Annotated in this window: 19 protein-coding genes; 5 read left to right on the top strand and 14 right to left on the bottom strand. The window is 64.9% G+C overall.

What is annotated here, in order from left to right; all coding sequences use genetic code 11:
• The first annotated feature begins 3 nt into the window (after positions 1 to 3).
• The 3 genes from treZ to treY are packed head-to-tail and all read left to right on the top strand — an operon-like array spanning position 4 to position 6,988.
• The gene (gene treZ / locus CUJ91_RS30900) at positions 4 to 1,929 is read left to right on the top strand and encodes a malto-oligosyltrehalose trehalohydrolase (protein WP_114157927.1); all 1,926 of its coding nucleotides are present in this window, start codon (positions 4 to 6) and stop codon (positions 1,927 to 1,929) included.
• Positions 1,926 to 4,136, top strand: a complete 2,211-nt coding sequence (malQ, locus tag CUJ91_RS30895; RefSeq protein ID WP_114157926.1) for a 4-alpha-glucanotransferase — start codon at positions 1,926 to 1,928, stop codon at positions 4,134 to 4,136. Before treZ ends, malQ begins: the two co-directional genes overlap by 4 nt.
• Complete coding sequence (gene treY / locus CUJ91_RS30890) at positions 4,133 to 6,988, top strand: malto-oligosyltrehalose synthase (protein ID WP_114157925.1); 2,856 nt, start codon at positions 4,133 to 4,135, stop codon at positions 6,986 to 6,988. Before malQ ends, treY begins: the two co-directional genes overlap by 4 nt.
• Positions 6,989 to 7,008: 20 nt before the next feature.
• Here treY and CUJ91_RS30885 read toward each other — a convergent pair whose 3' ends face one another.
• Positions 7,009 to 8,349: a hemolysin family protein gene (locus CUJ91_RS30885; protein WP_006047614.1), complete on the bottom strand. Its 1,341-nt coding sequence runs from the start codon at positions 8,347 to 8,349 to the stop codon at positions 7,009 to 7,011.
• A 110-nt stretch (positions 8,350 to 8,459) separates the two neighbouring features.
• The gene (locus tag CUJ91_RS30880) at positions 8,460 to 9,272 is read right to left on the bottom strand and encodes a sensor histidine kinase (RefSeq protein ID WP_006047613.1); all 813 of its coding nucleotides are present in this window, start codon (positions 9,270 to 9,272) and stop codon (positions 8,460 to 8,462) included.
• A gap of 185 nt (positions 9,273 to 9,457) precedes the next feature.
• On the opposite strand from CUJ91_RS30880, the gene CUJ91_RS30875 reads away from it, so the two are divergent.
• Positions 9,458 to 9,799, top strand: a complete 342-nt coding sequence (locus CUJ91_RS30875; protein ID WP_006047612.1) for an FKBP-type peptidyl-prolyl cis-trans isomerase — start codon at positions 9,458 to 9,460, stop codon at positions 9,797 to 9,799.
• 45 nt (positions 9,800 to 9,844) lie between these two features.
• On the top strand, positions 9,845 to 10,639 hold the full coding sequence (locus tag CUJ91_RS30870; protein WP_053859687.1) for an AraC family transcriptional regulator: 795 nt from the start codon (positions 9,845 to 9,847) through the stop codon (positions 10,637 to 10,639).
• 138 nt (positions 10,640 to 10,777) lie between these two features.
• Here CUJ91_RS30870 and CUJ91_RS30865 read toward each other — a convergent pair whose 3' ends face one another.
• The 12 genes from CUJ91_RS30865 to CUJ91_RS30810 all read right to left on the bottom strand — a co-directional run bounded on the left by CUJ91_RS30865 (position 10,778) and on the right by CUJ91_RS30810 (position 24,964).
• Positions 10,778 to 11,968, bottom strand: a complete 1,191-nt coding sequence (locus CUJ91_RS30865) for an O-succinylhomoserine sulfhydrylase (RefSeq protein WP_053859688.1) — start codon at positions 11,966 to 11,968, stop codon at positions 10,778 to 10,780.
• Between the two features lie 317 nt (positions 11,969 to 12,285).
• The gene (gene purF / locus CUJ91_RS30860) at positions 12,286 to 13,836 is read right to left on the bottom strand and encodes an amidophosphoribosyltransferase (RefSeq protein ID WP_029971422.1); all 1,551 of its coding nucleotides are present in this window, start codon (positions 13,834 to 13,836) and stop codon (positions 12,286 to 12,288) included.
• Positions 13,837 to 13,983: 147 nt separating this feature from the next.
• Positions 13,984 to 14,478 carry a CvpA family protein gene (locus tag CUJ91_RS30855; protein ID WP_053859689.1) on the bottom strand — a complete coding sequence of 165 codons (495 nt, stop codon included), beginning with the start codon at positions 14,476 to 14,478 and terminating at the stop codon, positions 13,984 to 13,986.
• An 8-nt stretch (positions 14,479 to 14,486) separates the two neighbouring features.
• Positions 14,487 to 15,404: an SPOR domain-containing protein gene (locus tag CUJ91_RS30850; RefSeq protein WP_053859690.1), complete on the bottom strand. Its 918-nt coding sequence runs from the start codon at positions 15,402 to 15,404 to the stop codon at positions 14,487 to 14,489.
• Between the two features lie 29 nt (positions 15,405 to 15,433).
• Complete coding sequence (folC, locus tag CUJ91_RS30845; protein WP_029971420.1) at positions 15,434 to 16,744, bottom strand: bifunctional tetrahydrofolate synthase/dihydrofolate synthase; 1,311 nt, start codon at positions 16,742 to 16,744, stop codon at positions 15,434 to 15,436.
• 180 nt (positions 16,745 to 16,924) lie between these two features.
• A complete protein-coding gene (gene accD, locus CUJ91_RS30840; RefSeq protein WP_006047605.1) occupies positions 16,925 to 17,797 on the bottom strand; it encodes an acetyl-CoA carboxylase, carboxyltransferase subunit beta in 873 nt (290 codons plus the stop codon).
• Between the two features lie 79 nt (positions 17,798 to 17,876).
• On the bottom strand, positions 17,877 to 18,689 hold the full coding sequence (gene trpA / locus CUJ91_RS30835) for a tryptophan synthase subunit alpha (protein WP_107710454.1): 813 nt from the start codon (positions 18,687 to 18,689) through the stop codon (positions 17,877 to 17,879).
• A gap of 39 nt (positions 18,690 to 18,728) precedes the next feature.
• Complete coding sequence (locus CUJ91_RS30830; RefSeq protein WP_053859692.1) at positions 18,729 to 19,640, bottom strand: DNA-methyltransferase; 912 nt, start codon at positions 19,638 to 19,640, stop codon at positions 18,729 to 18,731.
• Positions 19,641 to 19,651: 11 nt separating this feature from the next.
• On the bottom strand, positions 19,652 to 20,845 hold the full coding sequence (gene trpB, locus CUJ91_RS30825; protein ID WP_029971417.1) for a tryptophan synthase subunit beta: 1,194 nt from the start codon (positions 20,843 to 20,845) through the stop codon (positions 19,652 to 19,654).
• Positions 20,846 to 20,901: 56 nt separating this feature from the next.
• The gene (locus CUJ91_RS30820) at positions 20,902 to 21,624 is read right to left on the bottom strand and encodes a phosphoribosylanthranilate isomerase (protein ID WP_208716170.1); all 723 of its coding nucleotides are present in this window, start codon (positions 21,622 to 21,624) and stop codon (positions 20,902 to 20,904) included.
• Positions 21,621 to 22,433, bottom strand: a complete 813-nt coding sequence (gene truA, locus CUJ91_RS30815) for a tRNA pseudouridine(38-40) synthase TruA (protein WP_006047600.1) — start codon at positions 22,431 to 22,433, stop codon at positions 21,621 to 21,623. The genes CUJ91_RS30820 and truA overlap by 4 nt, the downstream gene beginning before the upstream one ends.
• Entirely contained in the window at positions 22,430 to 24,964 is a 2,535-nt protein-coding gene (locus CUJ91_RS30810; protein WP_114157923.1) for a FimV C-terminal domain-containing protein, read from the bottom strand. The genes truA and CUJ91_RS30810 overlap by 4 nt, the downstream gene beginning before the upstream one ends.
• Positions 24,965 to 25,062: the final 98 nt, after the last annotated feature.

Genomic DNA, 25,062 nt, shown 5'->3' with positions numbered 1-25,062 from the left:
GTCATGTCCGAACATCCAATCGATCCTCACGCGCATCATTACGCGCATTGCCTGCCGTTCGGCGCGCAATTGCTCGGGCCCAAGGGCGCGAATCCGCGCACGCGTTTTCGTTTCTGGGCGCCTTCGTGCAAAAGCGTGCAGGTCGAAATCGAGAACGGCGCCGCGCAAGGCGCGCATGAAATGACGCCGGCCGGCAACGGCTGGTTCGAAGCGAGCGTCGAGAGCGGCGCGGGCACGCTGTACCGCTTTCGTCTCGACGACGGCAATGCGGTGCCCGATCCGGCGTCGCGCTTTCAGCCGCAAGACGTGCATGGTCCGAGCGAAGTCATCGACCCGCGCGCCTATCGCTGGGAACATTGCGACTGGCATGGCAGGCCGTGGGAAGAAACCGTGCTGTACGAACTGCACGTCGGTGCGATGGGCGGCTATCAGGGCGTGCAAAAACGCTTGCCGGCGCTCGCGGCGCTCGGCGTGACGGCGATCGAACTGATGCCCTTGAACGACTTTCCGGGCAAGCACAATTGGGGCTATGACGGCGTGCTGCCCTACGCGCCCGATTCCGCATACGGCCGCCCCGAGGAACTGAAGGCGCTGATCGACGCCGCGCACGGTCTCGGCCTGATGGTGTTTCTCGATGTGGTCTACAACCACTTCGGCCCTGACGGCAACTATCTGCACGAATACGCGCGCTCGTTTTTCCGCGAAGGCACGCATACGCCGTGGGGCCCGGCCATCGACTTCGAGCGCAGTGAAGTCAGCGACTTTTTCATGGACAACGCCGTCTACTGGATCAACGAATACCGGATAGACGGCCTGCGTTTCGACGCGGTTCACGCGATCGACAATCACCGCTGGCTGCGCGAGCTGTCCGATCATATTCGCGCCCATGTGCAGCATGGCCGCCATGTGCATCTGGTGCTGGAAAACGAGCACAACAGTGCAAGCCTGTTGGAGAACCACTTCAACGCGCAATGGAACGACGACGCGCACAACACGCTGCATGTGCTGCTGACCGGTGAGACCGAAGGCTATTACCACGCGTACGAGGATCAGCCGATCCGCCGTCTTGCTCGCGTGCTCTCCGAGGGCTTCGCGTATCAGGGCGATCCGTCGCCGCTGCACGACGGCGCGCCGCGCGGCGAATCGAGCGGGCATTTGCCGCCTACGTCGTTCGTGATGTTTTTGCAGAATCACGATCAGATCGGCAATCGCGCATTCGGCGAGCGTCTGCGCAAGCTCACGTCGGACGACGCCTTGCGCGCGGCCACCGGCTTGCTGCTGCTGTCGCCGCAAATTCCGCTGCTCTTCATGGACGAGGAATACGGCTCGACGCAGCCGTTTCTGTTCTTCACCGATTACACCGGCGATCTCGCCGACGCCGTGCGCGAAGGACGTCGCCGCGAGTTCGCGCGTTTCTCGTCGTTCAGCGACGAAAAGCGTCGCGCGCAGATTCCCGATCCGAACGACGTGAAGACGTTTGCCGCATCGTCGCCGCCCGAGCCCGTGACCGCCTCGTCTACTGCGCAGGATGACGAAGCAAAAGACCGCCTCGACTGGATGCACTTCTACAAATCCGCGCTGACGGTACGCGCAAAACTGATCACGCCGCGTCTGAAGCACGGCAAGGCGCTCAACGCAACGGTGCTTGTGGATGAAAACGGCACGGACGCGAATGCGCTAATAGCACGCTGGAAACTCGGCGATGGCGAGACGCTGTCGCTCGCGCTCAATCTGTCGAAGCAAAGCGTGCCGTTTAACGATGTGCCTGCCGGCAAGGTCATTTTCGAAACGCCGCCGCGCGTGCGCGAGCAGATCGACGCGAACGTGCTGCCGCCGAATGCGTTCGTCGCGTGGCTGACCGGCGACATCAACGACTATGCGATCGGTCATGATGCTCGCATAGTTGGGAAAGAGGAGCGCCGCTCGTGAGTACCCGACGCTCTGGCGATACCATCGACACGCTCGCGGCGCGCGCCGGCTTCGAGGTGGAGTGGGAAGACGCGCATCACAAGGTGCATCGCGTGCCCGAGAAGACGCTCGCGGTTCTGCTCGAACGCATGGGCTTGCCGTGCGGCAACGCGACGCAAATCCGGCAAAGCGCGGCTGCACTCGACGCCGAATTGTCGGGCCGCAAACTGCCGCCGCTGATGACCGCCGAAGTCGGGCGCGGCATTGCGTTGCCCGCGACCGCGCTCAAGTCGGGCAGCCATTACCGCATCGAGCTGGAAAGCGGCTCCATCATCGACGGACGCTTTACCGCGCCCAAAGGCGAAGAGGCGTTGCTTGCGCCCATCGACGAACCCGGTTATCACACGCTCGTCATTCACGAACAGCGCGTGACGCTCGCGATCGCGCCGTCGCGCTGCTATACCGTCGCCGACGCATGGCGCACGTTGCGTGACGACGAGCGCGCCGAGGCGCCGCCGCTATGGGGCGTGGCCGCCCAGTTGTATGGCTTGCGCCGCGTGGGCGACGGCGGCATCGGCGATTATTCGTCACTCGCCCGCATCGCCACGGAAAGTGCAAAACGCGGCGCGCATGCGCTCGCCGTGAGCCCGACGCACGCGATGTTCAGCGCGGAGCCCAATCGCTTCAGTCCGTATTCGCCGTCGTCGCGTTTGTGGTTGAACGTCACGCATATCGATCCGGCAGCGGTGTTCGGCGCGGATGCTGCGCGCGCCGCGATGGAATCCGCACAAGCCGCGGATGCGTGGACCGGACTCGAAGGCTTGCCGCTGATCGACTGGCCGAAGGCGGTCGTGCTGAAGCTGAAGGTGTTGCGCGCGTTGTTCGAGAATTTCTGCGCGCATGAGCGGGCCCACGACGGCACGCCCGATACGCCGCGCGCGCTCGAATTTCACGGCTTTTGCGAACGCGCGGGACGAGCGCTCGAAGATCATGCGCGCTTCGAAGCACTGCAGGCCGCGCAACTCGCGCAAGGCGGCAACGGTCATTGGCGCGACTGGCCGGAAGCATTGCGCGATCCGCGCAGCCCGGAAGTGGATGCGTTCGCGCAAGCGCATCGCCATGAAGTCGACTTTCATCTCTTTCTGCAATGGCTTGCCGCGAAAGGTCTGTCGCACGCGCAGCACGCGGCGCGTGAAGCGGGCATGGCGGTCGGTGTGATCGCCGATCTCGCCGTGGGATGCGACAGCGCGGGCAGCCATGCATGGTCCTACCGCGACGACATGCTGCAAGGCGTGTCCGTCGGCGCGCCGCCCGACCTCTTCAATCAGGCGGGACAAAGCTGGGGCCTCACCACGTTCTCGCCGCGCGCGATGCGCACGCAAGGCTTCTCCGCGTTCATCGACATGCTGCGCGCCGCCTTTGCACACGCTGGCGGAATTCGCATCGATCATATTCTTGGCTTGCGGCGCCTCTGGCTCGTGCCGGAAGGCGAGAGCGCGCGCAACGGCGCGTATCTGCGCTATCCGCTCGAAGACCAGTTGCGTCTGATCGCGCTCGAATCGTGGCGGCATCGCGCGATTGTGATCGGCGAAGATCTCGGCACCGTGCCGCCCGGCTTTCGCGAGCGGCTCAACGAGCATGGCATTGCCGGCATCCGCGTGCTGTGGTTCGAACGCGGCGAAGACGGCACAGGCTTCAAGCCGCCGCAGGCGTGGGACCGCAATGCGGTCGGCACGACGACCACGCACGATCTGCCGACCGTCGCCGGCTGGTGGGCCGGCAGCGACATTAGCTGGCGCAACAAGATCGGCCAGACGATGGCGCGCCCCGATGGCCGCGATCCCGAAGAAGCCGCGCAGGAAGAGCGCGCGAGCGACCGCGCCGACTTGTGGCGCGCGTTCCAGGAAGCCGGCGTGGCCGCGCCGGATGTCGACGCGCCGCCGCTCGAGAGCCCGCCCGTCGACGAAGCCCTCGCCTTTGTCGCGGCAACGCCCGGCCCGCTCGTCACGTTTCCGCTCGAAGACCTGCTCGCGCAGAGCGAACAGCCGAACTTGCCCGGTTCGATCGACGAGCATCCGAACTGGCGCCGCCGCATGAATCTGCCCATCGACGAAATGTTTCTCGACGACGCCTTCTGCGACCGGCTGCTCGCAGTCGACCGGGCGCGCAGCGCCGCGACCGTTTCCACTCCTTCAGCCAATACCGCTTCGGAGCCTGATACGCCATGACCGTCCCACGCTCCACTGTTCGCCTCCAGTTTCATCGGGGCTTCACTTTCGACGATGCCGCGAAGCACGTCGAGTATTTCGCCGCGCTCGGCATCAGCCATGTGTACGCGTCGCCGATCACCACGGCCGAGCCCGGTTCGATGCACGGCTACGACACCGTCGATTACACGCACGTCAGCGCCGAATGCGGCGGCGAGGCGGGCCTGAAGCGCCTCGTCGAAAAATTGCACGCGCACGGCATGGGGCTGATCGTCGACATGGTGCCGAACCATATGGGCGTCGGCGGCTCGAGCAATGTGTGGTGGCTCGATATTCTCGAATGGGGCCGCCACAGCACGTACGCGCGTCACTTCGATGTGGACTGGCATTCGCCCGATCCGGCGTTGCGCGGCAAGGTGCTGCTGCCGACGCTCGGCGCGCCGTATGGCGACGAACTGGCGTCGGGCCGCATCGCGCTGCACTTCGCCGCGGACAGCGGGCGCTTTTATGTCGGCTACGGACCGCACGTGTTTCCGGTGTGTCCGGTCGATTACCCGTCGATCCTGCAAAGCGCCGACCGCGCCGATCTCAGCGCGCTCGCCGAGCGCTTCCAGGGACTGACGACGCAGCCCACCGATCAGCCGCGCGCCGCCGAAGGCCGCGAGATGCTGCGCGAGTTCGTTGCGCTAAACGGCGAGTCGGCGATTCAGTTCGCGCTGCAAACCTATTCGCCCGAAGACCCGCTGACGCGCGACCGCCTGCATCGGCTGCTCGAACGCCAGCATTTCCGCCTCGCGTGGTGGCGCACCGCCGCCGACGAAGTCAACTGGCGGCGCTTCTTCGACATCTCGACGCTCGCCGCCGTGCGCGCCGAACGGCCCGAGGTCTTCGAAGCGACGCATGCGCTGGTTTTTCGTCTGTATCAGGAAGGCGTGATCGACGGTCTGCGGATCGATCACGTCGACGGCCTCGCCGAGCCGCGCGAGTACTGTCAGCGGCTGCGGCAACGTCTGACGGAATTGCGCGATACGACGCCGTATGTGGTCGTCGAAAAGATTCTGGCGCGCGGCGAACCGCTGCGCGACGACTGGCCGGTGGACGGCACGACCGGCTATGACTTCATGAACGACGTGGGCGCGCTGCTGCACGACCCGGCAGGTGCAGAGCCGCTTGCCGACGCGTGGGCCGAACTCACGGGCCGCAGCCCGAATTTCGCGGATGAAGCATTGGCCGCGCGGCGCAAGATCGTCGCGGAGAATCTGTCGGCGGAACTCGACCGCGCGGCGCGCGCGCTGCATCGCATTGCGCGCGACTCGCTCGCCACGCGCGATTACACGTTCACCAGCTTGCGCCGCGTGTTGACCGAACTGGTCGTGCATTTTCCCGTGTACCGCATCTATCCGCAAAGCGGCTTGCGCAGCGCCGCCGACAACGTGTTCTTCGAACAGGCGCTGGCGGGCGCGCGCGCGACGCTTTCGCGCGCCGATCATGGCGTGCTCGAACGTGTCGATGCGTGGCTCGGCGGCGGCGTCGACGACACGCAGAGCGCGCGCCACAGTCAGCCGCAGCAAGGCCCGAACGGCGCACCGCCCAACCATGCCGGCTCCGCGCGGCGCACCGCGCAAACGCTGTTCTCGCAGTTGACCGCGCCGGTTGCCGCGAAGGCCGTCGAGGACACGGCCTGCTATCGCTATGGCCGGCTGTTGTCGCGGTGTGAAGTCGGCGCCGATCCGGGCGAGTTTGCGTTGTCGGTTGAGCAGTTTCACGCGGGCAACGTCGAGCGCTCGCAGCGCCTGCCTCACGCAATGCTGACCACCGCCACACACGATCACAAGCGCGGTGAAGACGTGCGCGCGCGGCTCGCGGTGCTGAGCGAAATTCCGCACGAGTGGACGGCGACGTTGCGCGCATGGTCGACATTGAACGCGCCGCAGCGCCGCTCGCTCGACGGCAAGCCGGTCAGCAGCGTCGGGCAGGACACGAGCTACGACTGGGCGCCCGGTCCCGCCGCCGAGGCGATGCTGTATCAGACGCTGGTCGGTTGCTGGCCGCCCGACCTGCAGCCCGACGACCAGGCGGGCGTCAAGGCATTGGCCGAGCGCGTCGCGCAATGGCAGTTGAAGGCGCTGCGCGAGGCGAAGCTGCAAACCAACTGGTTCACGCCCGACGAAGCCTACGAAGCCGGTTGCCGCGACTTCCTGTTCGACATTCTCGCGCCGCAGCGGCGCGACGGGTTCCTCCAGGAACTGGCCGCGTTTGTCGCACGCATCTCGCGCGCCGGCGCGCTCAACAGTCTGCAGCAGACCGTCTTGCGGCTTGCATCGCCTGGGATTCCCGATCTTTATCAAGGCACCGAGTTGTGGGACTTCAGCCTCGTCGATCCGGACAATCGCAGGCCCGTCGATTTCGACGCGCGCGCCGCATTGCTCGCGCAAACGCCGCCGTCCGAATTTCTGTCGACGTGGCGCAACGGACGCGTGAAGCTCGCGGTCGTGCAGCGCGTGCTCGCGCTGCGCGCGCATTTGCCGGAGTTGCTGAGCCAGGGCACTTATCTGCCGCTGACGGTGCGCGGCGCGCATGCGTCGAATGTGATCGCGTTTGCGCGGCGGCATGGCAATGCGTGGGCGGTTGTCGTCGCGAGCCGGCTTGCGGCCGGGCTGCTCGGCGGCGAAGGCGATCTGCCGATGGTGGACCCGGAGAAGTGGCAGGACACCGCCGTCGAGATGCCCGCCGATCTGTCCGCGCGAGCGCTCTTCGACTGGCTGAGTCCGGCCGCGCCGAAGGTCGATGAGAACGGCTTGTTGTGTCTACGAGATGCGCTCGCCGCGATGCCGATTGCGGTGCTCGTTGAGGACGGCGTGCCGCGGAGTTGACGGCGGCTTTAGCGCTTTCGCTAACCGCCTTCGTCGTCGAACACCTTGGGGTACACGCGCACGAGCACGATGCGCGGTCCCTTCATCTTTTTCACGACCACGTCGAAGCGGTCGAATTCGACGCGCTGCCCTTCGGTCGGCAAATCGTTGAGCGCCTGAATCACGAGGCCGCCAACGGATTCGGCCTTGCCTTCGTCGATGTCGATGCCCAATGCGCGTTCGAGCGACACGACCGGCAAGCTGCCCTTGCCCATCAACGTGCCGTCGTCCATGCGCGACCAGTCGGCGTCGCCCTGGCGGAATTCGTCGTGAATCTGGCCGACTAGCGCGCCGAGCAGATTGTCGAGCGTGAGAAAACCAATGGGCTTCGAATTCTTGTGGCCCACCAGCGCGAAATGCGGCGCGCCCTTGCGGAACCGGCGAAACAGTTCGAGTGCCGGCATATCGGGCTTCACGTATTGAACGGGGCGCGCGTAGTGCGACAGATCGTCGAGCGTACTGCCGGCATGGCGCGCGAGCAGCAAGTCCTTCAGGTGGATCATGCCGGCCACGCGTTCGCCGGACGCATCCTCGAAAAGCGGGTAGCGGCTGAAGCGATGCCGCGCGACCACCTGCATGTTTTCGCGCAATGGCAGATCGACACGCAGGCCGATCATTTCGTAGGCCGGACGCATCAGGTCCGACACCGTCATGCGCGAAAAATCCAGCGAATGCGCGATGGTGTTCCACTCGTCCTGACTGTACGCGTCTTCCGGCGCGCCGCGCTCCGACGCGACATTACGGCGGCTGCGCAGGATGAGCTTCAGTTCGTCGGTCGAATAATGCGAGTCGTGCGCATGCTCCGCGTGGAGGCCGGCGAGTTTGAGGACCGCGTTCGCGCTCGTGTTGAGCAGCCAGATCGCCGGATACATCGCCCAATAAAAACCGTACAGCGGCGTGGCGGCCCATAGCGAGACCTTTTCCGCTTCGCGAATTGCGAGCGACTTCGGTGCGAGTTCGCCGACCACGATATGCAGAAACGAAATGCACGAAAACGCGAAGAACAGCGAAATGCCGTGAATCAACTGCTCGGACTGCACACCGGCGATGCTGAAGAGCGGCGTCAGCAGTTCGGCAAACGCGGGCTCGCCGATCCAGCCAAGCCCGAGCGAGGCGAGCGTAATGCCCAACTGACACGCGGACAGATACGCGTCGAGGCGGCCATGCACCTTGGCGAGCAGGCGCCCGCGCATGCCGTGGTGTTCGGCGAGACTGCGCACGCGCGTCTGCCGTAACTTGACCAGGCCGAATTCGGCGGCAACGAAGAAACCGTTGAGGGCGACGAGAAGCAATGCCCCGAGAAGGGCGACAACCTGGATCAAAGCGGCGGGCTCCGGCAACAAAAGTTGTCAGTATAGAGGGTGAAAGCTCGTCGAAAAGTTAATCGCCGATGACGCGTGCCGTAAGTACGTGCCGTAAGCGCTGCAAGCGTTCATCGCGCTGCCGGGGCGCTCAACGGAACGCGCAACGACAGCGTGGCGGGAGCGGCGTCGGTGGCGTCCTGTTGCTCGAAGCCGCCGCCATGCGCTTCCGCGACGCGCTTGCACAGCGCGAGCACCCACGCGATGCGATTGGCTTCGCGCGGCTCGCGAGCCTGCTTCCGCGCAAACGCTTCGAGCAGATGAGGCAGCGACGCATCGACCAGCGCGGCGCTCGCCTCGTACGTGACCGCGGCATGCCAGGCCGTTGCATCCGCACGCGCTTCAAGCGTGACAGCCGAGTCTTGCGCGCTCGATTCGACCGCAAAGGTGAGCATCATCCATAACGCGGCGGCGAGGCGCTCGCGGTCGCCATTCAGTTGCTCGGTGCCGAGTTGAGAATTGACGACGACTTCGACGCCGCGCGTACGCGCGAGGCCCGAGCGCACTTCTTCCGCGGTTTCGTCGAGCAGCGGATGCAGCGGAAACGGCGCATACGCGAGCGCGAGCGATTTCGTCTCGGCGCGCGTGGCGTCGACGACCGTTTCGAGCAACTTCACCTGTTGATCGACACCGTTGCGAATGCCGGTCACCGCACGCTGCGAATTGGGATCGTTGGGATCGAGCTTGCGCTCCAGCACATAAGCCCAGCTATGAATAGCGTTCAACGGACCGCGCAAGTCGTGCGACACCAGGGACAGCACATGGTCGCGCATGAAAAGCGCGGCTTCGGCGCGCAGATGCGCGGTGCGTTCGGATACGGCGAACGTGGAAGCCGCCGGCTGGGTCCCGGTTGCCCCGGCCGTTCCCGTTGTAGACGTTGTCACGATCGACCTCTCAGGCAATGCATCATGATTGGGAAAGTCCCATTATAGGCATGCCACCGGACGCCACCAGCCTGGCCGGATGGCTATTGCTGGCCGCAATCCGCGTGCCACGCCGCGCTGTTCGACTGGCCTGCGTCAACGCGCCTACAATGTCGGTTTTACGTTTGTGAACCAAGGAGCGACATATGTCGACTGTGACTACCGAATCCGGCTTGAAGTATGAAGACATCGTTGAAGGAACGGGCGCGGAAGCGGTTGCTGGCAAGACCGTCAGCGTGCATTACACCGGCTGGCTGACCGACGGCCAGAAGTTCGACTCGAGCAAGGATCGCAACGATCCGTTCGCGTTCGTGCTCGGCGGCGGCATGGTCATCAAGGGCTGGGACGAAGGCGTGCAAGGCATGAAGGTCGGCGGCACGCGCAAGCTGACCATTCCGCCGCAACTCGGCTACGGCGTGCGCGGCGCGGGCGGCGTGATTCCGCCGAATGCGACGCTCGTGTTCGAAGTCGAACTGCTCGACGTTTGAGGCTTCGGCCATCCGTTTCGCTGCTGGTCTGTTGCCTGATTTTCGATGACGCACGCCGCCGTTACCGCACCTAGCGTTTCGCTGCGCCGCTTCGGCGCGGCGCAGGCGTCGGACGTGCACGACTTCCACCAGGTCGTGCTCGGACTCGACGGCGCGATGGTGATGGCGGTGGACGGCGTCGCGCAACGAATCGACGCGCGCTGCGCGTGGCTGATTCCAGCAGGCGCGCGGCACGATTACGCGGGGCTCGGCGAAAACCGGCAGTTGGTGCTGGACTTGCCGGCCGCGACGCTCGCCGTGCCCGAGCGATTGTTCGACCGGGCACGGGCTGTTGTCGTCGATGCGCCGTTTACCGAACTCGTGCAGCGCATTGCGTCACACGCGGCGCAGGGCGTGGACGACACGCACGACGCGCCGGCGGACGATCTCGATGTGCGGCGTTTTCATTGGGACGCGGCTGCGCGCCTCGGCGCAGCGTTGATTGCCGGCGCCGGCATCCAAGGCGCGGAAGCGCCCGCGGCCGGGCTCGACTTCGCGCGGATCGACCGCTGGTTGCGCGCGCATCTGTCCGAACCGCTGCGTATTGCCGACCTTGCCGCGCATTGCGGCTTCGGCATGCGGCGCTTCCATCAACTTTTTATCGACGCGTTCGGCGAAACGCCGCATCGCTATTTGCAGCGGCTGCGGCTCGATACGTCGCTCACGCTGCTCGCCGATCCGCGGCTTTCGCTGGCGGACATCGCGCTCGACATCGGTTTCGGCGATCAGAGCGCTTATACGCACGCATTCACGCGACGGTTCGGGTTAGCGCCTGGGCAATGGCGGGCGTTGCGGCATTGACGATTTTGGGTCGAGGGCGTTGAGCTTCAGACGCTTCAGGCGCTGCCGCATCGACGCATCAAACCTTGCCGCATAAAAAAGCGCGCTGGCCAATAAGCTCAGCGCGCTATGTACCTACTCTTTGCGATAACTCAGCACTCAGCCTGCGAGGCCGCGCTCCAGATCGGCGCGAATATCCGCCGGATTCTCCAATCCCACCGCGAGACGAATCAGACCCTCGGTGATGCCGGCCGCTTCTCGTGCTTCGGGCGTCACGCGGCCATGCGTTGTCGTCGCCGGATGCGTGATGGTCGTGCGCGTGTCGCCGAGGTTGCCCGTGATCGAGCAAATCTTCGTGCTGTCGATCACGCGCCACGCGTTCGCGCGCATCTGCTCGGGCGTGTCGCCCTTCAACTCGAACGAAACGATCGCGCCGCCCGCCTTCTGCTGACGCATCGCGAGCGCGTGTTGCGGATGCGATTCGAGACCGGGATAGAACACGCGCTTCACGGCAGGATGCGAGTCGAGCCAGCGCGCGAGTTCAAGCGCATTCGCCGACTGCTTTTCGACGCGCAGCGACAACGTTTCCAGGCCCTTGAGCAGCACCCACGCGTTGAACGCGGACAGCGTCGGCCCGGCGCTGCGCACGAACGGAAAGACCTTTTCCATGATGAACTTCTTCGAGCCGACCAGCGCGCCGCCGAGCACGCGCCCCTGGCCGTCGAGGAACTTGGTGGCCGAATGCATGACCACGTCCGCGCCGAGCTTCAGCGGCTGCTGCAACGCCGGGCTGCAAAAACAGTTATCCACGACGAAGAGCGCATTCGCCGCCTTCGCGATCTTGCTGATCGCCTCGATGTCGGCAATCTCGGTCAGCGGATTCGACGGCGTTTCGAGGAAGAACATCTTCGTCTCGGGACGCACCGCGTTTTTCCACGCATCCAGATCGGTCGGATCGACAAACGTGGTCGTGATGCCGAACTTGCTGAAGATTTGCGAGAACATGCCGAGCGTCGAGCCGAACAGCGCCTGCGAGCTGACCAGATGGTCGCCGGCCTGCAGCGTGGACATCACCACCGACATGATCGCGGCCATTCCCGAAGCCGTCGCCATGCAGGCTTCGCCGCCTTCGAGCGCGGCCAGACGGTCCTGGAACATCGAGACGGTCGGGTTCGTGAAACGCGAGTACGTGTAATAGTCCTCGGACTTCTTGAAGCGCTCGGCCGCGTCCGCGGCACTCGCGAAGACGAAGCTCGAAGTGAGGAAGATCGCTTCGGAATGCTCGTTGAAGTCGCTGCGCACCGTGCCGGAGCGGACTGCCAGCGTATCGAAGTTCAGGGAGTCGTCCATAGTCGTTGTGGTTTCCAAAGTTCCATGACTGCATTCGGCGCGCGGTTTGCGTCATGCAACCAGACCGCGTGGTCGAACGGCAGTAACAAAAAAGCCCGCTTTGCGCCGGCGCTTTTTGCGTCGGTACAAACGGGCTTCATGTGCGGGGAAAGCTGGAGCGGAGGCGGACAAGTGCGGCTTTTCCACCATTCGCTTTAGCTGTTTCGGGTTGCCCCGCGTCCGCAAGCTGAGATCAAATCGACGCAAGCCATCATGCTAACACGCTCGCGGCGCGGCGTGCAGCGACGCACGCGATGCCGCGAACGCGCGCTCGGCATTTAACCTACCGACAACTGCAAGTGCAACTGCGAGCGAGCGGGACCGCCGCCGTCGATGGCTTCGCTCGCGGCGTCGCGATCCGATTGCGACGACGGCGCAAGGCGCGCGGTTTCGATGCGGTCGAGATACTCGGTCGTCACGTCGCCGGTCACGTAGTTGCCGTCGAAACACGAAGCCTCGAATTCCTTCAGCGCCGGATTGATGTCGCGCACGGCCTGCTTGAGCGCGTCGACGTCCTGATACACGAGATGATCCGCGCCGATCATGCGCGCGACTTCTTCGTCCGAGCGGCCATGCGCGACCAGTTCGCCGCGCGTCGGCATGTCGATACCGTAGACGTTCGGGAACTTCACCGGCGGCGCCGCCGAAGCGAAGATCACCTTGTTCGCGCCGGCATCGCGCGCCATCTGCACGATTTCATGCGAGGTGGTGCCGCGCACGATCGAGTCGTCGACGATCAGCACGTTCTTGCCCTTGAACTCGATGCCCATTGCGTTGAGCTTCTGGCGCACCGACTTCTTGCGCACCGCCTGGCCCGGCATGATGAAGGTGCGGCCCACGTAACGGTTCTTGAAGAAGCCTTCGCGATACTCGACGCCCAGCTTCTTCGCGACCTGCATCGCGGCCGGACGGGACGAATCGGGAATCGGCATGACGACGTCGATCGCGACGTCGGGCAATTCGCGCCTGATTTTCTCGGCGAGGTAATCGCCCATGCGCAGACGCACGTTATAAACCGGCACGCCGTCGAGCACCGAGTCCGGACGCGCGAGATACACGAGTTCGAAAATGCACGGGTTCAGGCTCGGGTTCGTCGCGCATTGCTGCGAGTGCAAGTTGCCGTCGAGGTCGATAAACACCGCTTCGCCCGGCGCCACGTCGCGTACGAATTCGAAGCCGATACCTTCGATCGCCACCGACTCCGACGCCAGAATCCATTCGACGCCTTCCGCCGTCTCCTGCTTGCCGAGACACAGCGGGCGAATGCCGAACGGGTCGCGGAAAGCGAGCAGGCCGTAACCGGCGATCAGCGAAACAATCGCATACGAACCGCGCACCCGCCGATGCACGCCCGACACCGCCTTGAAGAGCGCCGCCGGATCGAGCTGCAGGCCCGAGCTCGAAAGCTGCAATTCGTGCGCGAGCACGTTGAGCATGACTTCCGTGTCGGAATTGGTGTTGATGTGGCGGCGGTCGATGCGGAACATCTCATCTTTCAACTGCTGCCAGTTGGTCAGATTGCCGTTGTGCGCGAGGATGATGCCGAACGGCGCGTTCACGTAGAACGGCTGCGCTTCTTCTTCGCTCGACGCCGAGCCGGCCGTCGGGTAGCGCACCTGGCCGATGCCGGTGTTGCCCGGCAGGCTGCGCATGTTGCGCGTGCGGAACACGTCGCGCACCATGCCGTTGGCCTTGTGCATGTGGAAATTGCTGCCGTTCGCTGTCGCGATGCCGGCGGCGTCCTGACCGCGGTGCTGCAAAAGCAGCAGGCTGTCATAGATCAGCTGGTTGACCGGAGAATGGGAAACTACGCCTACGATGCCGCACATGGCATGTCCTTCAAAGGTACGAAATTCGTCAGAGCGGCCGGTGCCTCGCGAAGCGCGCGCGATATGCCGCGACGGTTCGCGACATGATGACAAGGCAACCGGTTTGAGCCGGAGTCCTGCCGCGTTCCCTTTTCGCTTAACTGATCGTCACACGCGGACGTACGCAGCGAGCGTTTCCGGAAGCAGCGGTTTCATTACGTGCACGCCCTCTACCGCATATGGCCGCAGCAAGGCGTTGCGCCAGAATTCCTGTTGGGGCAGTTCGGTCAGGCCTGCGAGGGCGACCAGAATCAGCACCAGAACGACCCCTCGTACGAGGCCGAACATCAAACCGAGCGAGCGGTCCACGCCGCTCAAGCCGGAAGCCTGCACGATGCGGCTCAGGAGCGCATTCAGCACGCTCGCCACCAGCACCACGCCGATCGCCACCAGCGCGAAGGCCAACAGCCACTGGGTCAGCGCGCCGCCCGGCCACGTGGACGGGATATACGGCACGACATAACCGACGAAGCGGCAGGCAATGAAAAACGCCGCGATCCAGCCGATCAGCCCGAACACCTCGGACAAAAACCCGCGCCATGTGCCGCGCAAGGCCGACAAACCGATCACCGCCATTACAGCGTAGTCGAAGGCAGTGAACATCGCTCGCTTTACTGGCTAGCGCCGTTGTTCGTGCCCGAACCCAGACCTGCCTCGCGAACCTTCGCGATGGCGGCGCTTGCCGCCGCGCGATCCGCGAATGGTCCGGCGCGCAACAGCGTGAGCGTCGAGCCGTCAGCCTGCTTCCGATGTTCGGTATATGCGGGCACTCCCGCCGCTTTCAACTTGCTTGCCCAGTTGCGCGCATTGGCTTCGTTTGCAAAAGCGCCGAGCTGGACGGCGAAACGGTTGCCTGGCGGCGAGGCTGGCGTGCCCGAATTCGCGTCTGCACTCGCGGCGACGTTGTTTTCATCCGCGGATGGCGCGGCGGCCGTGGCATTGCTGCGGGTTGCCGGCTTGCTGGTCGGCTTCGCCGTCACGGCGGGCGCTGTCGATGTGGCGGGCGCCGGTGTCGGCGCGGTGTTGGCTGCGACGGCGGGCGCCTGCGGCTTCGTAGCAGGCTTCGCGGCGGACGCCGAAGCTGCGTTCGCGTCGGCCCGCCTGGTGTCCTTCGACGGCGCTTGCGCGGCCGGCGCGAGGCTCGAAGCGGCGAGTGCCGCGTCCGGCGTCGGATTGTCCGGCGCGACGCCAGCCTGCGTGTCGATTTCGTGCTTTGCGAGTTTCGGTGCGGGACGACTGGGGATGTCGATGGAAATGTCGTCGGTAACGGGCTTGGGGTGCGAGTCGAGCACCATCGGCAGGACGACCACTGCCGCGACGACCATCGCGATCGCGCCGACGAGCCGCCGCCGCGCGCGCTGCTTTTCCGGCAACGTGGGGTCGAGCAGCATCGCATCGGCATCGACGGTGCGCTCGGTGCGGCGGGTCCGCCGCTCCACGCGCTCGCTACGGGCGGCCCGGGTGGAACTGGTGTTTGCGCCGCGCCGGCTTGGCGCGTCGTCTTTCTTGCCGAACGAGAAAATTCCCATGAATCGCTTGGTTCGAGCGTGGCGCCCGTTCAGTGTTGCTGCGATTTACGGTAGGCCATCACGCCTGCTACCGTATAGAAACTGCCGAAAACCACGATTCTATCATTCTCTGACGCCCGCTTTAGCGCATCTTGGTACGCGTCGGCGGGGTTGGCGTAACGCGTGACGCTGCTGTCGGCGCTGTCTTCCACGCCCTGCTCGCGCAACGCGGCTTCCAGTTGCCCGGCCGAGGCCGCTCGCGGCGTGGGCAGATCGGTCACGCACCAGTGATCGATTTCGCCCTTCAGATGCGCGAGCACGCCGGCGATGTCTTTATCGCCCATCATGCCGAACACGCCATAGGTGTACGGAAAAAAGCCCATATTGCCGAGATTCTGGCCCAGCACCGCGGCCGCGTGCGGATTGTGGCCGACGTCCAGCACGACCGCCGGCTTGCCCGGCAGGACCTGGAAACGGCCAGGCAACTCGACGTTCGCGAGCCCAAGCCGGATATCCTGGGCCGAAACCGGCAGGCGATCACGCAGCGCCTCGAGTCCGGCCAATGCAGCGGACGTGTTGATCAATTGATTCGCGCCGCGCAACGCCGGATAGGCAAGCGCCGAGCGCCGCAGCGTCGGGCCGACGTAATTCCATTGCTGACGCTCGCTGCCGGCCTGGCCTTCGTAGCGGAAATCGCGGCCAAATAGCCACAGTTCAGCGCCGATCTGCTCCGCGTGGTCGATCAGCGTTTGCGGCGGCACCGGGTCCGCGCAGATCGCCGGCTTGCCGGGGCGGAAAATCCCCGCCTTTTCGAGCGCGATTTTCTCGCGCGTGTCGCCGAGATATTCGGTGTGATCGATGTCGATACTGGTGATGATCGCGCAGTCGGTGTCGAGAATATTGACGGCGTCGAGGCGCCCGCCGAGGCCCACTTCGAAGATCACCGCGTCCAGTCCGCGCGACGCGAACAGGCTCATGATCGCGAGCGTCGTGAATTCGAAATACGTTAGCGACACCGGTTGGGCGAGGCTCGAACGCGCGGCCTCGACCTTCTCGAAGTGCTCGAGCAGATCGGCGTCGCTCGCCATCTGGCCGTTGATCCGCGCGCGCTCGTTGAACGACAGCAAATGCGGCGACGTGTGACAGCCCACCGTGAAACCGGCGCGCAGCAGGATTGATTCGAGAATCGCGCAGGTCGAGCCCTTGCCGTTCGTCCCGCCAACCGTGATGACCGGGCACGCAAACGAGAACTGCATCGCGTCGCGAACCTGGCTGATTCGCGCGAGCCCCATGTCGATGCCGACCGGATGCGCGGATTCGAGATGCGTGAGCCACGCGTCGAGGGTGGGGAATGTGGTCATCGGGTGAATCGCGAGAAAATCATTGAGCGGTGTGGCAAACATGCGCGGCGCAGGGCCTCGCGCAGTATGTGAGACCGTGATTATCCCGGAAATGACAGCGCGCCGCTTGATTGCTCAAGCGGCGCGCTGTTTTTTACGTTTTTGCCGACGACGAAGACGTCTGTCGTTGGCCTTCGCAGCTTACGCGACGGCGTCCGCCGGCTGATGGCTCAACAGCGCCATCAATTGAGCGAGTTCCTCGCGCAGCTTGCGGCGGTCCACGATCATGTCGATCGCACCCTTCGTCAGCAGAAACTCCGCGCGCTGGAAGCCTTCCGGCAGTTTTTCGCGCACGGTCTGTTCGATCACGCGCGGGCCGGCGAAGCCGATCAGCGCCTTGGGTTCGGCGATCACGACGTCGCCGAGAAATGCGAAACTCGCGGATACGCCGCCCATGGTCGGATCGGTCAGCACCGAGATGAACGGCAGCTTGGCCTCGGCCAGCTTCGTCAACATCGCCGTGGTCTTGGCCATTTGCATCAGCGAGAGCAGGCTTTCCTGCATCCGCGCGCCGCCCGATGCGGTGAAGCAGATAAACGGCACCTTTTGCTCGAGCGCGTTCTGCGCGCCGCGCGCAAAGCGCTCGCCAACCACCGAGCCCATCGAGCCGCCCATGAACGAGAACTCGAAGCAGGCCACGACGACCGGCAACGTGTGAATCGCGCCGCCCATGACGACCATGGCGTCGGTTTCGTCGGTGTCGTCCATCGCCTCTTTCAGGCGGTCCGGGTACTTGCGGCTGTCCTTGAACTTGAGCGCGTCGACCGGAACGATCTCCTGGCCGATTTCATAGCGCCCTTCCGGGTCCAGCAGGCCGTCGAGCCGCTCGCGCGCGCCAATGCGCATGTGGTGGTCGCACTTCGGGCAAACATGCAGATTGGCCTCGACGTCGTTGCGATACAGCACGGCTTCGCACGACGGGCACTTGATCCACAGGCCTTCCGGAATCCCCTTGCGGCTCTTCGGGTCGGTTTGTTTGATTTTTGGCGGCAGCAGCTTATCGAGCCAGCTCATATTGAATCCTTCTGGGGTCAACGGTTGCGCAAACGGCGGGACAAACCCGCCGCTCACACTACAGACGACAAAATCACTGTTATCGGGCAGTCGCGACGCTATCGAGCGCCTCGCGCACCTCTGCGATGAAACGCGTGAGCGTCTCGGCAGCGGTTTCGGGGGCCGCCTGCTCGAGCAATTGCACGATACGGCTACCGATCACGACGGCATCGGAAACTTCGCCCACGAGACGCGCCGTTTCCGCGTCACGGATGCCAAAACCGACGCCCACCGGTAGGGGCACGCGCGACTTGATCGCCGGGATTTTACTCGCGATGCTGGAAACGTCCAGATTTGCCGCTCCGGTCACGCCTTTCAGCGACACGTAATAGACGTAACCGCTCGCGATCTTGCCGACTTCGGCGATGCGCTCGTCAGTCGACGTGGGCGCCAGCAAAAAGATCGGATCGATCCCCGCCGAACGCATTTTTTCGGCGAAGTTAGCGCATTCTTCGGGCGGATAGTCGACCACCAGCACGCCGTCGACGCCGGCTTCCTTCGCCGCCTGCGCGAAGGCTTCGGTGCCCATGCGCTCGATCGGATTGGCGTAGCCCATCAGCACGACCGGCGTCGTGTCGTTGGTTTCGCGAAAGCGTTTCACATCGGCGATCACATGGCGCAGCGACACGCCGTGTGCGAGTGCCCGCTCGGACGATTGCTGGATCACAGGACCGTCCGCCATCGGATCGGAAAACGGCACACCGAGTTCGATGACATCCGCGCCGCCGGCGGCGAGCGCATGCATGAATTCGACCGTGCGGGCCGGGTCGGGGTCGCCGGCCGTCATGAAAGGAATCAGGCCTTTTTTGCCCTGCTCGGACAGTGCGGCGAACGTGTTCTTGATACGGGACATGGAGTTGTTCTCGATTGAGCTACTGCGCTGCGCGTCGGGTTATTGCACTTCGGCTTGCCGTTGCGTTTTGGCTTTGGCCGGCCGACGCGCGGCGGGCGCGGCAGCAGCCGCGCTGACGCGTTCCCGCGCTATCGCGCAGTAACTTTCATTGATCTCATAGCCGACGAATTCGCGCTGCTGGCGGGCGCAAGCGACTGCGGTGGTGCCGCTGCCCATGAAAGGGTCGAGCACGCGGCCGCCCTTCGGACAACTGGCCAGCACCATTCGCTCGACAATCTCCAAAGGCTTTTGCGTGGGATGATCGACGCGTTCGGCGTGTTGCCGATGCAGCCTCGATACAGACCAGACGTCCTTTGGATTATAGCCAAGCTCCAGCCACTTACTGCCTTCGAACAATTTACGCGAACGCGCCTTCTTCGTGACGGCATCGTACGGGATGCGGACGGGATCGAGGTCGAAGTAATAATCTTTCGACACCGCGAAGAAACCGATGTTGTCGTGCACCGAGGTGAATCGGCGCGTCGTTCCGCCCATGCTCGGCACGCGCCGGTCCCAGATGATTTCGTTGATCATCGTGAGCTTTGTCTTCAGGAAGCTGAAGATTTCCGGCGCGTACTGCCAGGTGCAGAAGATGTAGAGCGAGCCCGACGGCTTGAGCTTCGGGATAGCAAGCTCGAGCCAGCCACGCGTCCAGGCGAGGAAGTCGTCGCCGGTGCGCATGTCGGAGTCGTTGCCGTAGTCCTTGCCGAGCCCATATGGCGGGTCGCAAAGAATCAGGTCGATCGACGCGTCGGGAATATTCGCTACATCGGTCAGAAAATCGCGGTTCAACAACTGGATGCCCGCGGGCACCTGCGGCAACAGCAGCGCAGGCGCCTCGGGCGCCAGAAGCTCGCCGGCCGGCGTCGTTTCACTGGTCGCCGGCTGCGGCTCGTCGAACTCGTCGCGCATCGTGGCGGCGCTCAGAACTGGATGCCCGATCGCTCCGCGACCGTGTGCATGTCCTTATCGCCGCGGCCGGACAGGTTCACCAGCAGGTGCTTGTCTTTGGCCAGCGTCGGCGCGAGCTTGGTGGCGTAAGCCAGCGCGTGACTCGACTCCAGCGCCGGAATAATGCCCTCGATGCGGCAGCAGTCGTGGAACGCCTTGAGCGCTTCTTCGTCGGTGATGCCGACGTATTGCGCGCGGTTGCTCTCTTTTAGCCACGCGTGCTCGGGCCCGACGCCCGGATAGTCGAGGCCGGCGGACACCGAATGCGTCTCGATGATCTGGCCGTTCTCGTCCTGCAGCAGATACGTGCGATTGCCGTGCAGCACGCCGGGGCTGCCGCCGATCAGCGAAGCGGCGTGACGACCGGACTCGATGCCGTCGCCGGCCGCTTCGACGCCGATCAACTGCACCGAAGTGTCGTCGATATACGGATAAAAGATGCCCATCGCGTTCGAACCGCCGCCGACGCACGCAATTACCGCGTCAGGCTGCCGCCCGATGAGCTCGGGCATTTGCACCTTGCACTCGTCGCCGATCACGCGCTGGAAGTCGCGCACCATCATCGGATAAGGATGCGGCCCCGCCACCGTACCGATGATGTAGAACGTGTTTTCGACGTTGGTCACCCAGTCGCGCATGGCCTCGTTCAGCGCGTCTTTCAGCGTGCGCGAGCCCGACTCGACCGGCACCACGGTCGCGCCCAGCAGTTTCATGCGGTAGACGTTGGCGGCCTGGCGGCGCACGTCTTCGGCGCCCATGTAGACGATGCACTCCATGCCGAAGCGCGCGGCGATGGTCGCGGTGGCAACACCGTGCTGCCCGGCGCCGGTTTCGGCGATCACGCGCGGTTTGCCCATGCGCTTCGCGAGCAGCGCCTGGCCAATCACGTTGTTGATCTTGTGTGCGCCGGTGTGGTTCAGGTCTTCGCGCTTCAGAAAAATCTGCGCGCCGCCGAGCATCTCGCTCCAGCGCTGCGCGTGATAAATCGGCGAAGGCCGGCCGACGAAGTACTTCAGCTCGCGCTCGTACTCGGCGACAAACTCAGGATCTTTCTGGAATTTTTCGTAGGCTGCGCGCAGCTCGTCGAGCGCGTGAACCAGCGTTTCGGCGACGAACACGCCGCCAAACTGGCCGAAATGGCCTCTTTCGTCAGGCAAGTTATACATGTGGATCACTCTTTTCGTGGCGCGCGGCGAGCTCTTTGGAGCGCCGCGCCGCGGAATCATCCGGCGTCCGCCGCGCGCACTGCGCGTACGAACGCCGCCATCCGGGCGTGATCTTTCACGCCCTTGGCGCCCGGCACTTCGATGCCGCTCGAGACATCGACCGCGTACGGGCGCACGCGATGGATCGCATCACTGACGTTTTGCGCGTTCAACCCACCACTCAAAACGGCCCGACGCGCGAGCTCTGCTGGAATAAGTGACCAATCGAAAACCTTCCCGCCGCCGCCATAGCCTTCGACGTGAGTGTCGAACAGAAAGCCATTGGCGCCTGAATAGTTGAGAGCCGATTCTACCAAATCGGCCGGTCGAGTATCCGCCGCAACGCGCAGCGCGCGCAACCAAGGCAAACCCGCAATGCCGGCGAGCGATTCGCACTGCTCGGCGGTCTCGTCGCCGTGAAACTGCAACAGCGAGAGCCCGACGTTACTGACCACTTCACGCACCCATTCCGGCGACGGATTCACGAACAAGCCGACTACCGACACGAACGGCGGCACACCCTGCATGATTTCGACAGCCTGCGCGACGCTCACCGAGCGCGGACTCGGCGGATAGAACACGAGGCCGATGGCGTCCGCGCCCAATTCGATCGCGTGGTTGACGTCGGCCGGATTCGACAGGCCGCACAGCTTGATGCGCGTGCGCCGGGGCACGGCTTGCTGTGCGGCGCCCGTATCTGACTCTGACGCTGCTGTTGCGAGGTTTTCGGTCGAACTCATGTGTGTGCCTGCTCGTTCCATACGGTGCTCCACGGCACGCTGCCGGTCTGCGGCGCGGGCACCTCGAAGTGCTCAGGATAGCCCACCTGCGCGAGATACAACCCGTCCGGCATGAAGGTCGGCGCCGCCGACTCGCGATCGCGGCTCGCGAGCACCTCGGCCATCCATTCGACCGGACGACGCCTCTTGCCGATATACACCAGGCATCCCATCAGGTTGCGCACCATGTGATGCAAAAACGCGTTAGCCCGGAAACGGAAATGCACGAAGTCGCCGTGCTGTTCGATGTCGATCTGATGCAGATGCTTGATCGGCGTCTTCGCCTGGCATTGCGACGAGCGGAACGCCGAAAAGTCGTGCTCGCCGATCAGATGAGCCGCCGCCGCCCGCATCGCTTCAATGTCGAGCGGCGTGTGCACCCAACCCGCCCGCGCCGCCAGCATCGGCGAACGCACCGGATGCACGTACAGCAGATAGTAATAAGTGCGCTCGAACGCGGAAAACCGCGCGTGGAACGCCTCGGGCATCGGCTTGGCCCATTGCACGGAAATCGTCTTGGGCAAAAACGTATTCGTGCCGCGGACCCATGAGACGTCGGCCCGCTCGAGTTCGGTATCGAAGTGCACGACCTGGCCGAGGCCATGCACGCCCGTATCCGTCCTGCCCGCGACGACGGTATGCACAGGCGTCTGTGCGAACTCGCGCAGCGCCCGTTCCAGTTCGTCCTGAACCGTGTTGCCATGCGGCTGCGACTGCCATCCGCAGAACGCCGATCCGTCGTACTGAATGCCTAAAGCAATGCGCTTCACGACAACGGAGCGAGCGTCGAGAGCAACGCGCGGGCATCGTTGCGCGTGGCCGGATCGTTGGCTTCGATCACTTCGTTGATCAGCGTGCGCGCGCCGGCAAGATCGCCCAGCTCGATGTACTCGGCGGCCAGATCGAGCTTGTTTCGCGCGATGCGGGCAAGATCCGCCGGCGTGAATGCGGGCAGCGGCTGCGCGGGGCTCGGCGGGAGTTCCAGGTCGAAGTCGAGCTTCAGCGCGCCGAAACCGGCCGCGCCCAAGGTGCCCGCGCCGAGACCCGCTACGGCGCCACGTCCGGCCGTGCCGGCCGCGATTTCGTCGGCGGCATGCGGCGCCTGTTCGGCGTTGGGCGGCGGCACCGCTTGACGCGCGGTGGCTTCCGGCGACGCCACGGGCTGGCTGCTTAGCGACTGCGGTGCGCTCACGGTGTCGGCTGCCGACCCCACGCGCGGCGGCAACGGCATATCGAGGCTGCCGAACGCGGTGAGCGCGTCGCGCGGGAATTCCGCCGATGCGGGCGCGCGCGGCTGGTCGTGATCGACTTGGGCGCTCGTGGTCGGCGCTTCCGGGATTGACGGCTCCATCGGCTCGGGCGGCAACGGCTCGTCATCCCATTCCAGACGATGCGATAGCGGCTCGGGTTCCCACGCCTCGTTGAACGGCTGAAGCGGCGCTCGCGGCAACGCGTCGGCGCCTAGTTCGGCGGCGGCGGCGAGGCTCGCGGCTGTCGTCGCGTCGTCGATGTTGTGGCGATGTTCTTCCGATGCGAGGTCGCTTTGGTCGAAGGCAGCGGGTTGTTCCGGCGAGTGCGGTTCGAAAGCCGCCGATGGTTCATGAGGCGCCGATCGATCTGCCTGTTCCGATGCCGGCTCGTGCGCCGCTACGCGTTCAGCCGCGGGCTGCTCCGACGCGAGTTGGGCTTGCCTTGCGGTTGCCTCGTCTGCTGCGGCTTGCTGGGCTGCGGTTTCCTCGCTGGCGCTAGCGCCAGTTACGGCGTGTTCCGCTGTCGAACGCTCGGCCGCGAGGCGTGCTGCGTCGAGGTCCTGTTCAGCCGCGACGCGGTCATGCGCAGCCTCGTCGGCTATCGCGCGTTCTGCCGCTTCGCGCTCCACCGCGCCTTGCGCAGCCGCCTGCTCCGCCGCTTCGCTCGCCTCTGCCTCGCGTGCGGTTGCGGTGCGGATTTCGGCCTCGCGCTCGGCCGCGATGCGCTCCGACATTTCGCGTGCGGCGGCGTCGCCTTCAGCCGCTTCGCGCTCCGTCTCGGCCATCGTTGCGGCGTGGCGCGCGGTCGCGGCGTCTTCGGCGTTGGGTTCGTGGGATTCGTCGCGTTTGGCGATGTCAACGGGAATAGCAGCCGGAACTACCGGCGCGGCGTCATTGGCCGCCGCAGCCTTCTCGGATGCCTCCGACGCCTCCGCTCGCTGCGCGTCGGCCAAACGCTCGCGCTTGCGCCGACCGAGCCGCAACGCAGTCAGCAGCACGACCAGCGCCGCGCCGACCGCCGCGCCCACGGCGAGGTTCGTCTGCGAAAGGCCGGCCTGGTTCGACGTCGACACAGCAGCGCCCGGATGACCCGACACGACAGCCGGGGCCGATGCGCCCGCCGCCGGTTGCACGCCGCTCGCCGACGACTGCACAGCCGGCGCCGCGGGCGAGCCGCCGATGCCATGCTTCTGCAACTCCATCAGCACGCGATTCTTGAGCGCGAGCAGTTGCTGCAAGCTCGACACCTGCGCGCGCGGCTGCGATGCACCCGTGCCCGCGCTGGCGGCTTCGCTCGCTGACGGCTGCACGGACCCCGCCCACACATGCGTGCCGCTCGCGGCGGACGTCGGCTGCGCACCAGCAGCAGCCTCCGACGACGCGGCGCCGGCCCCGGCCGACGCTGCCGAACCCGCGTCCGATGCCGCATTGGCGTTGGCCTGAACCGCAGGCGCTGCCGACGGCGCAGCCTGCGTCGCGGGAGTTTCCGCCCCTGGCGCGCTCGCCGCCGCACTCGCCGCCGCACTCGCCGCCGCATTGCCTTGCGCGGCGCCGCTCGCGGCCGCCGCGACCGAAGCATTCGACGACGACCCGCTGCCAGCCGCCGGCCCCGAAGCGGCTGCAGTTGGCGTTGCACCCGCCGCCGCAACCACTGCGCCCGACGCGTCCAGCGGCGGCACCGTCAGCACCGCCCCCAGACGCATCCGGCTCGGATCGTGGCCCATGAAGGCGTTCGGGTTCGCGTCGAAGACAGCGCGTGCCGCGCGTGCGAGCGTGGCGCGGTCGTGTGATTGGGTGACAGCAATCGCGACATCGTTCAGCGACTGACCCGGCTTGACCGTGTATTGCCCACCCGCCGAGTACGAGGCCGACGCGGCTTGAGGCGCAGATGCCGTGGCGCCTTCGGGCGCGCTCGCGGCGTCGCCGGGCGCGGCCATCGCGCTGCCCAAACCGGCGCCCGTCAGCATCAACGCCAAAGCGGCTGTGGCCGCGAGGCGGCCGGTACGTGGGCGCGCAAACATGGCCCGAAGGGAAGAGAGTCGAGGTTTCATCGGGACTCCTGGCGCGTCAGCGCGCGGCCCTTTTTTGCGGTTATAAAGAGACAAGATAATCGGAGCACACAAATGAAAAAAGCGCCGCGCAAGCGCGA

Source organism: Paraburkholderia graminis (assembly GCF_003330785.1).
Lineage (GTDB): Bacteria > Pseudomonadota > Gammaproteobacteria > Burkholderiales > Burkholderiaceae > Paraburkholderia > Paraburkholderia graminis.
This window is presented reverse-complemented; position numbering and strand designations above follow the sequence as displayed.

Excerpts from the sequence above, each read along its gene's own strand:
- CUJ91_RS30820 (WP_208716170.1), bottom strand. The coding sequence starts at position 21,624 with ATGAGTTCGACCGAAAACCTCGCAACAGCAGCGTCAGAGTCAGATACG.
- folC (WP_029971420.1), bottom strand. The coding sequence starts at position 16,744 with ATGACCACATTCCCCACCCTCGACGCGTGGCTCACGCATCTCGAATCC.
- CUJ91_RS30865 (WP_053859688.1), bottom strand. The coding sequence starts at position 11,968 with ATGGACGACTCCCTGAACTTCGATACGCTGGCAGTCCGCTCCGGCACG.
- CUJ91_RS30855 (WP_053859689.1), bottom strand. The coding sequence starts at position 14,478 with ATGTTCACTGCCTTCGACTACGCTGTAATGGCGGTGATCGGTTTGTCG.
- CUJ91_RS30810 (WP_114157923.1), bottom strand. The coding sequence starts at position 24,964 with ATGAAACCTCGACTCTCTTCCCTTCGGGCCATGTTTGCGCGCCCACGT.
- CUJ91_RS30830 (WP_053859692.1), bottom strand. The coding sequence starts at position 19,640 with ATGCGCGACGAGTTCGACGAGCCGCAGCCGGCGACCAGTGAAACGACG.
- CUJ91_RS30870 (WP_053859687.1), top strand. The coding sequence starts at position 9,845 with ATGACGCACGCCGCCGTTACCGCACCTAGCGTTTCGCTGCGCCGCTTC.
- treY (WP_114157925.1), top strand. The coding sequence starts at position 4,133 with ATGACCGTCCCACGCTCCACTGTTCGCCTCCAGTTTCATCGGGGCTTC.
- treZ (WP_114157927.1), top strand. The coding sequence starts at position 4 with ATGTCCGAACATCCAATCGATCCTCACGCGCATCATTACGCGCATTGC.
- accD (WP_006047605.1), bottom strand. The coding sequence starts at position 17,797 with ATGAGCTGGCTCGATAAGCTGCTGCCGCCAAAAATCAAACAAACCGAC.
- purF (WP_029971422.1), bottom strand. The coding sequence starts at position 13,836 with ATGTGCGGCATCGTAGGCGTAGTTTCCCATTCTCCGGTCAACCAGCTG.
- CUJ91_RS30875 (WP_006047612.1), top strand. The coding sequence starts at position 9,458 with ATGTCGACTGTGACTACCGAATCCGGCTTGAAGTATGAAGACATCGTT.
- CUJ91_RS30850 (WP_053859690.1), bottom strand. The coding sequence starts at position 15,404 with ATGGGAATTTTCTCGTTCGGCAAGAAAGACGACGCGCCAAGCCGGCGC.
- trpB (WP_029971417.1), bottom strand. The coding sequence starts at position 20,845 with ATGTATAACTTGCCTGACGAAAGAGGCCATTTCGGCCAGTTTGGCGGC.
- trpA (WP_107710454.1), bottom strand. The coding sequence starts at position 18,689 with ATGTCCCGTATCAAGAACACGTTCGCCGCACTGTCCGAGCAGGGCAAA.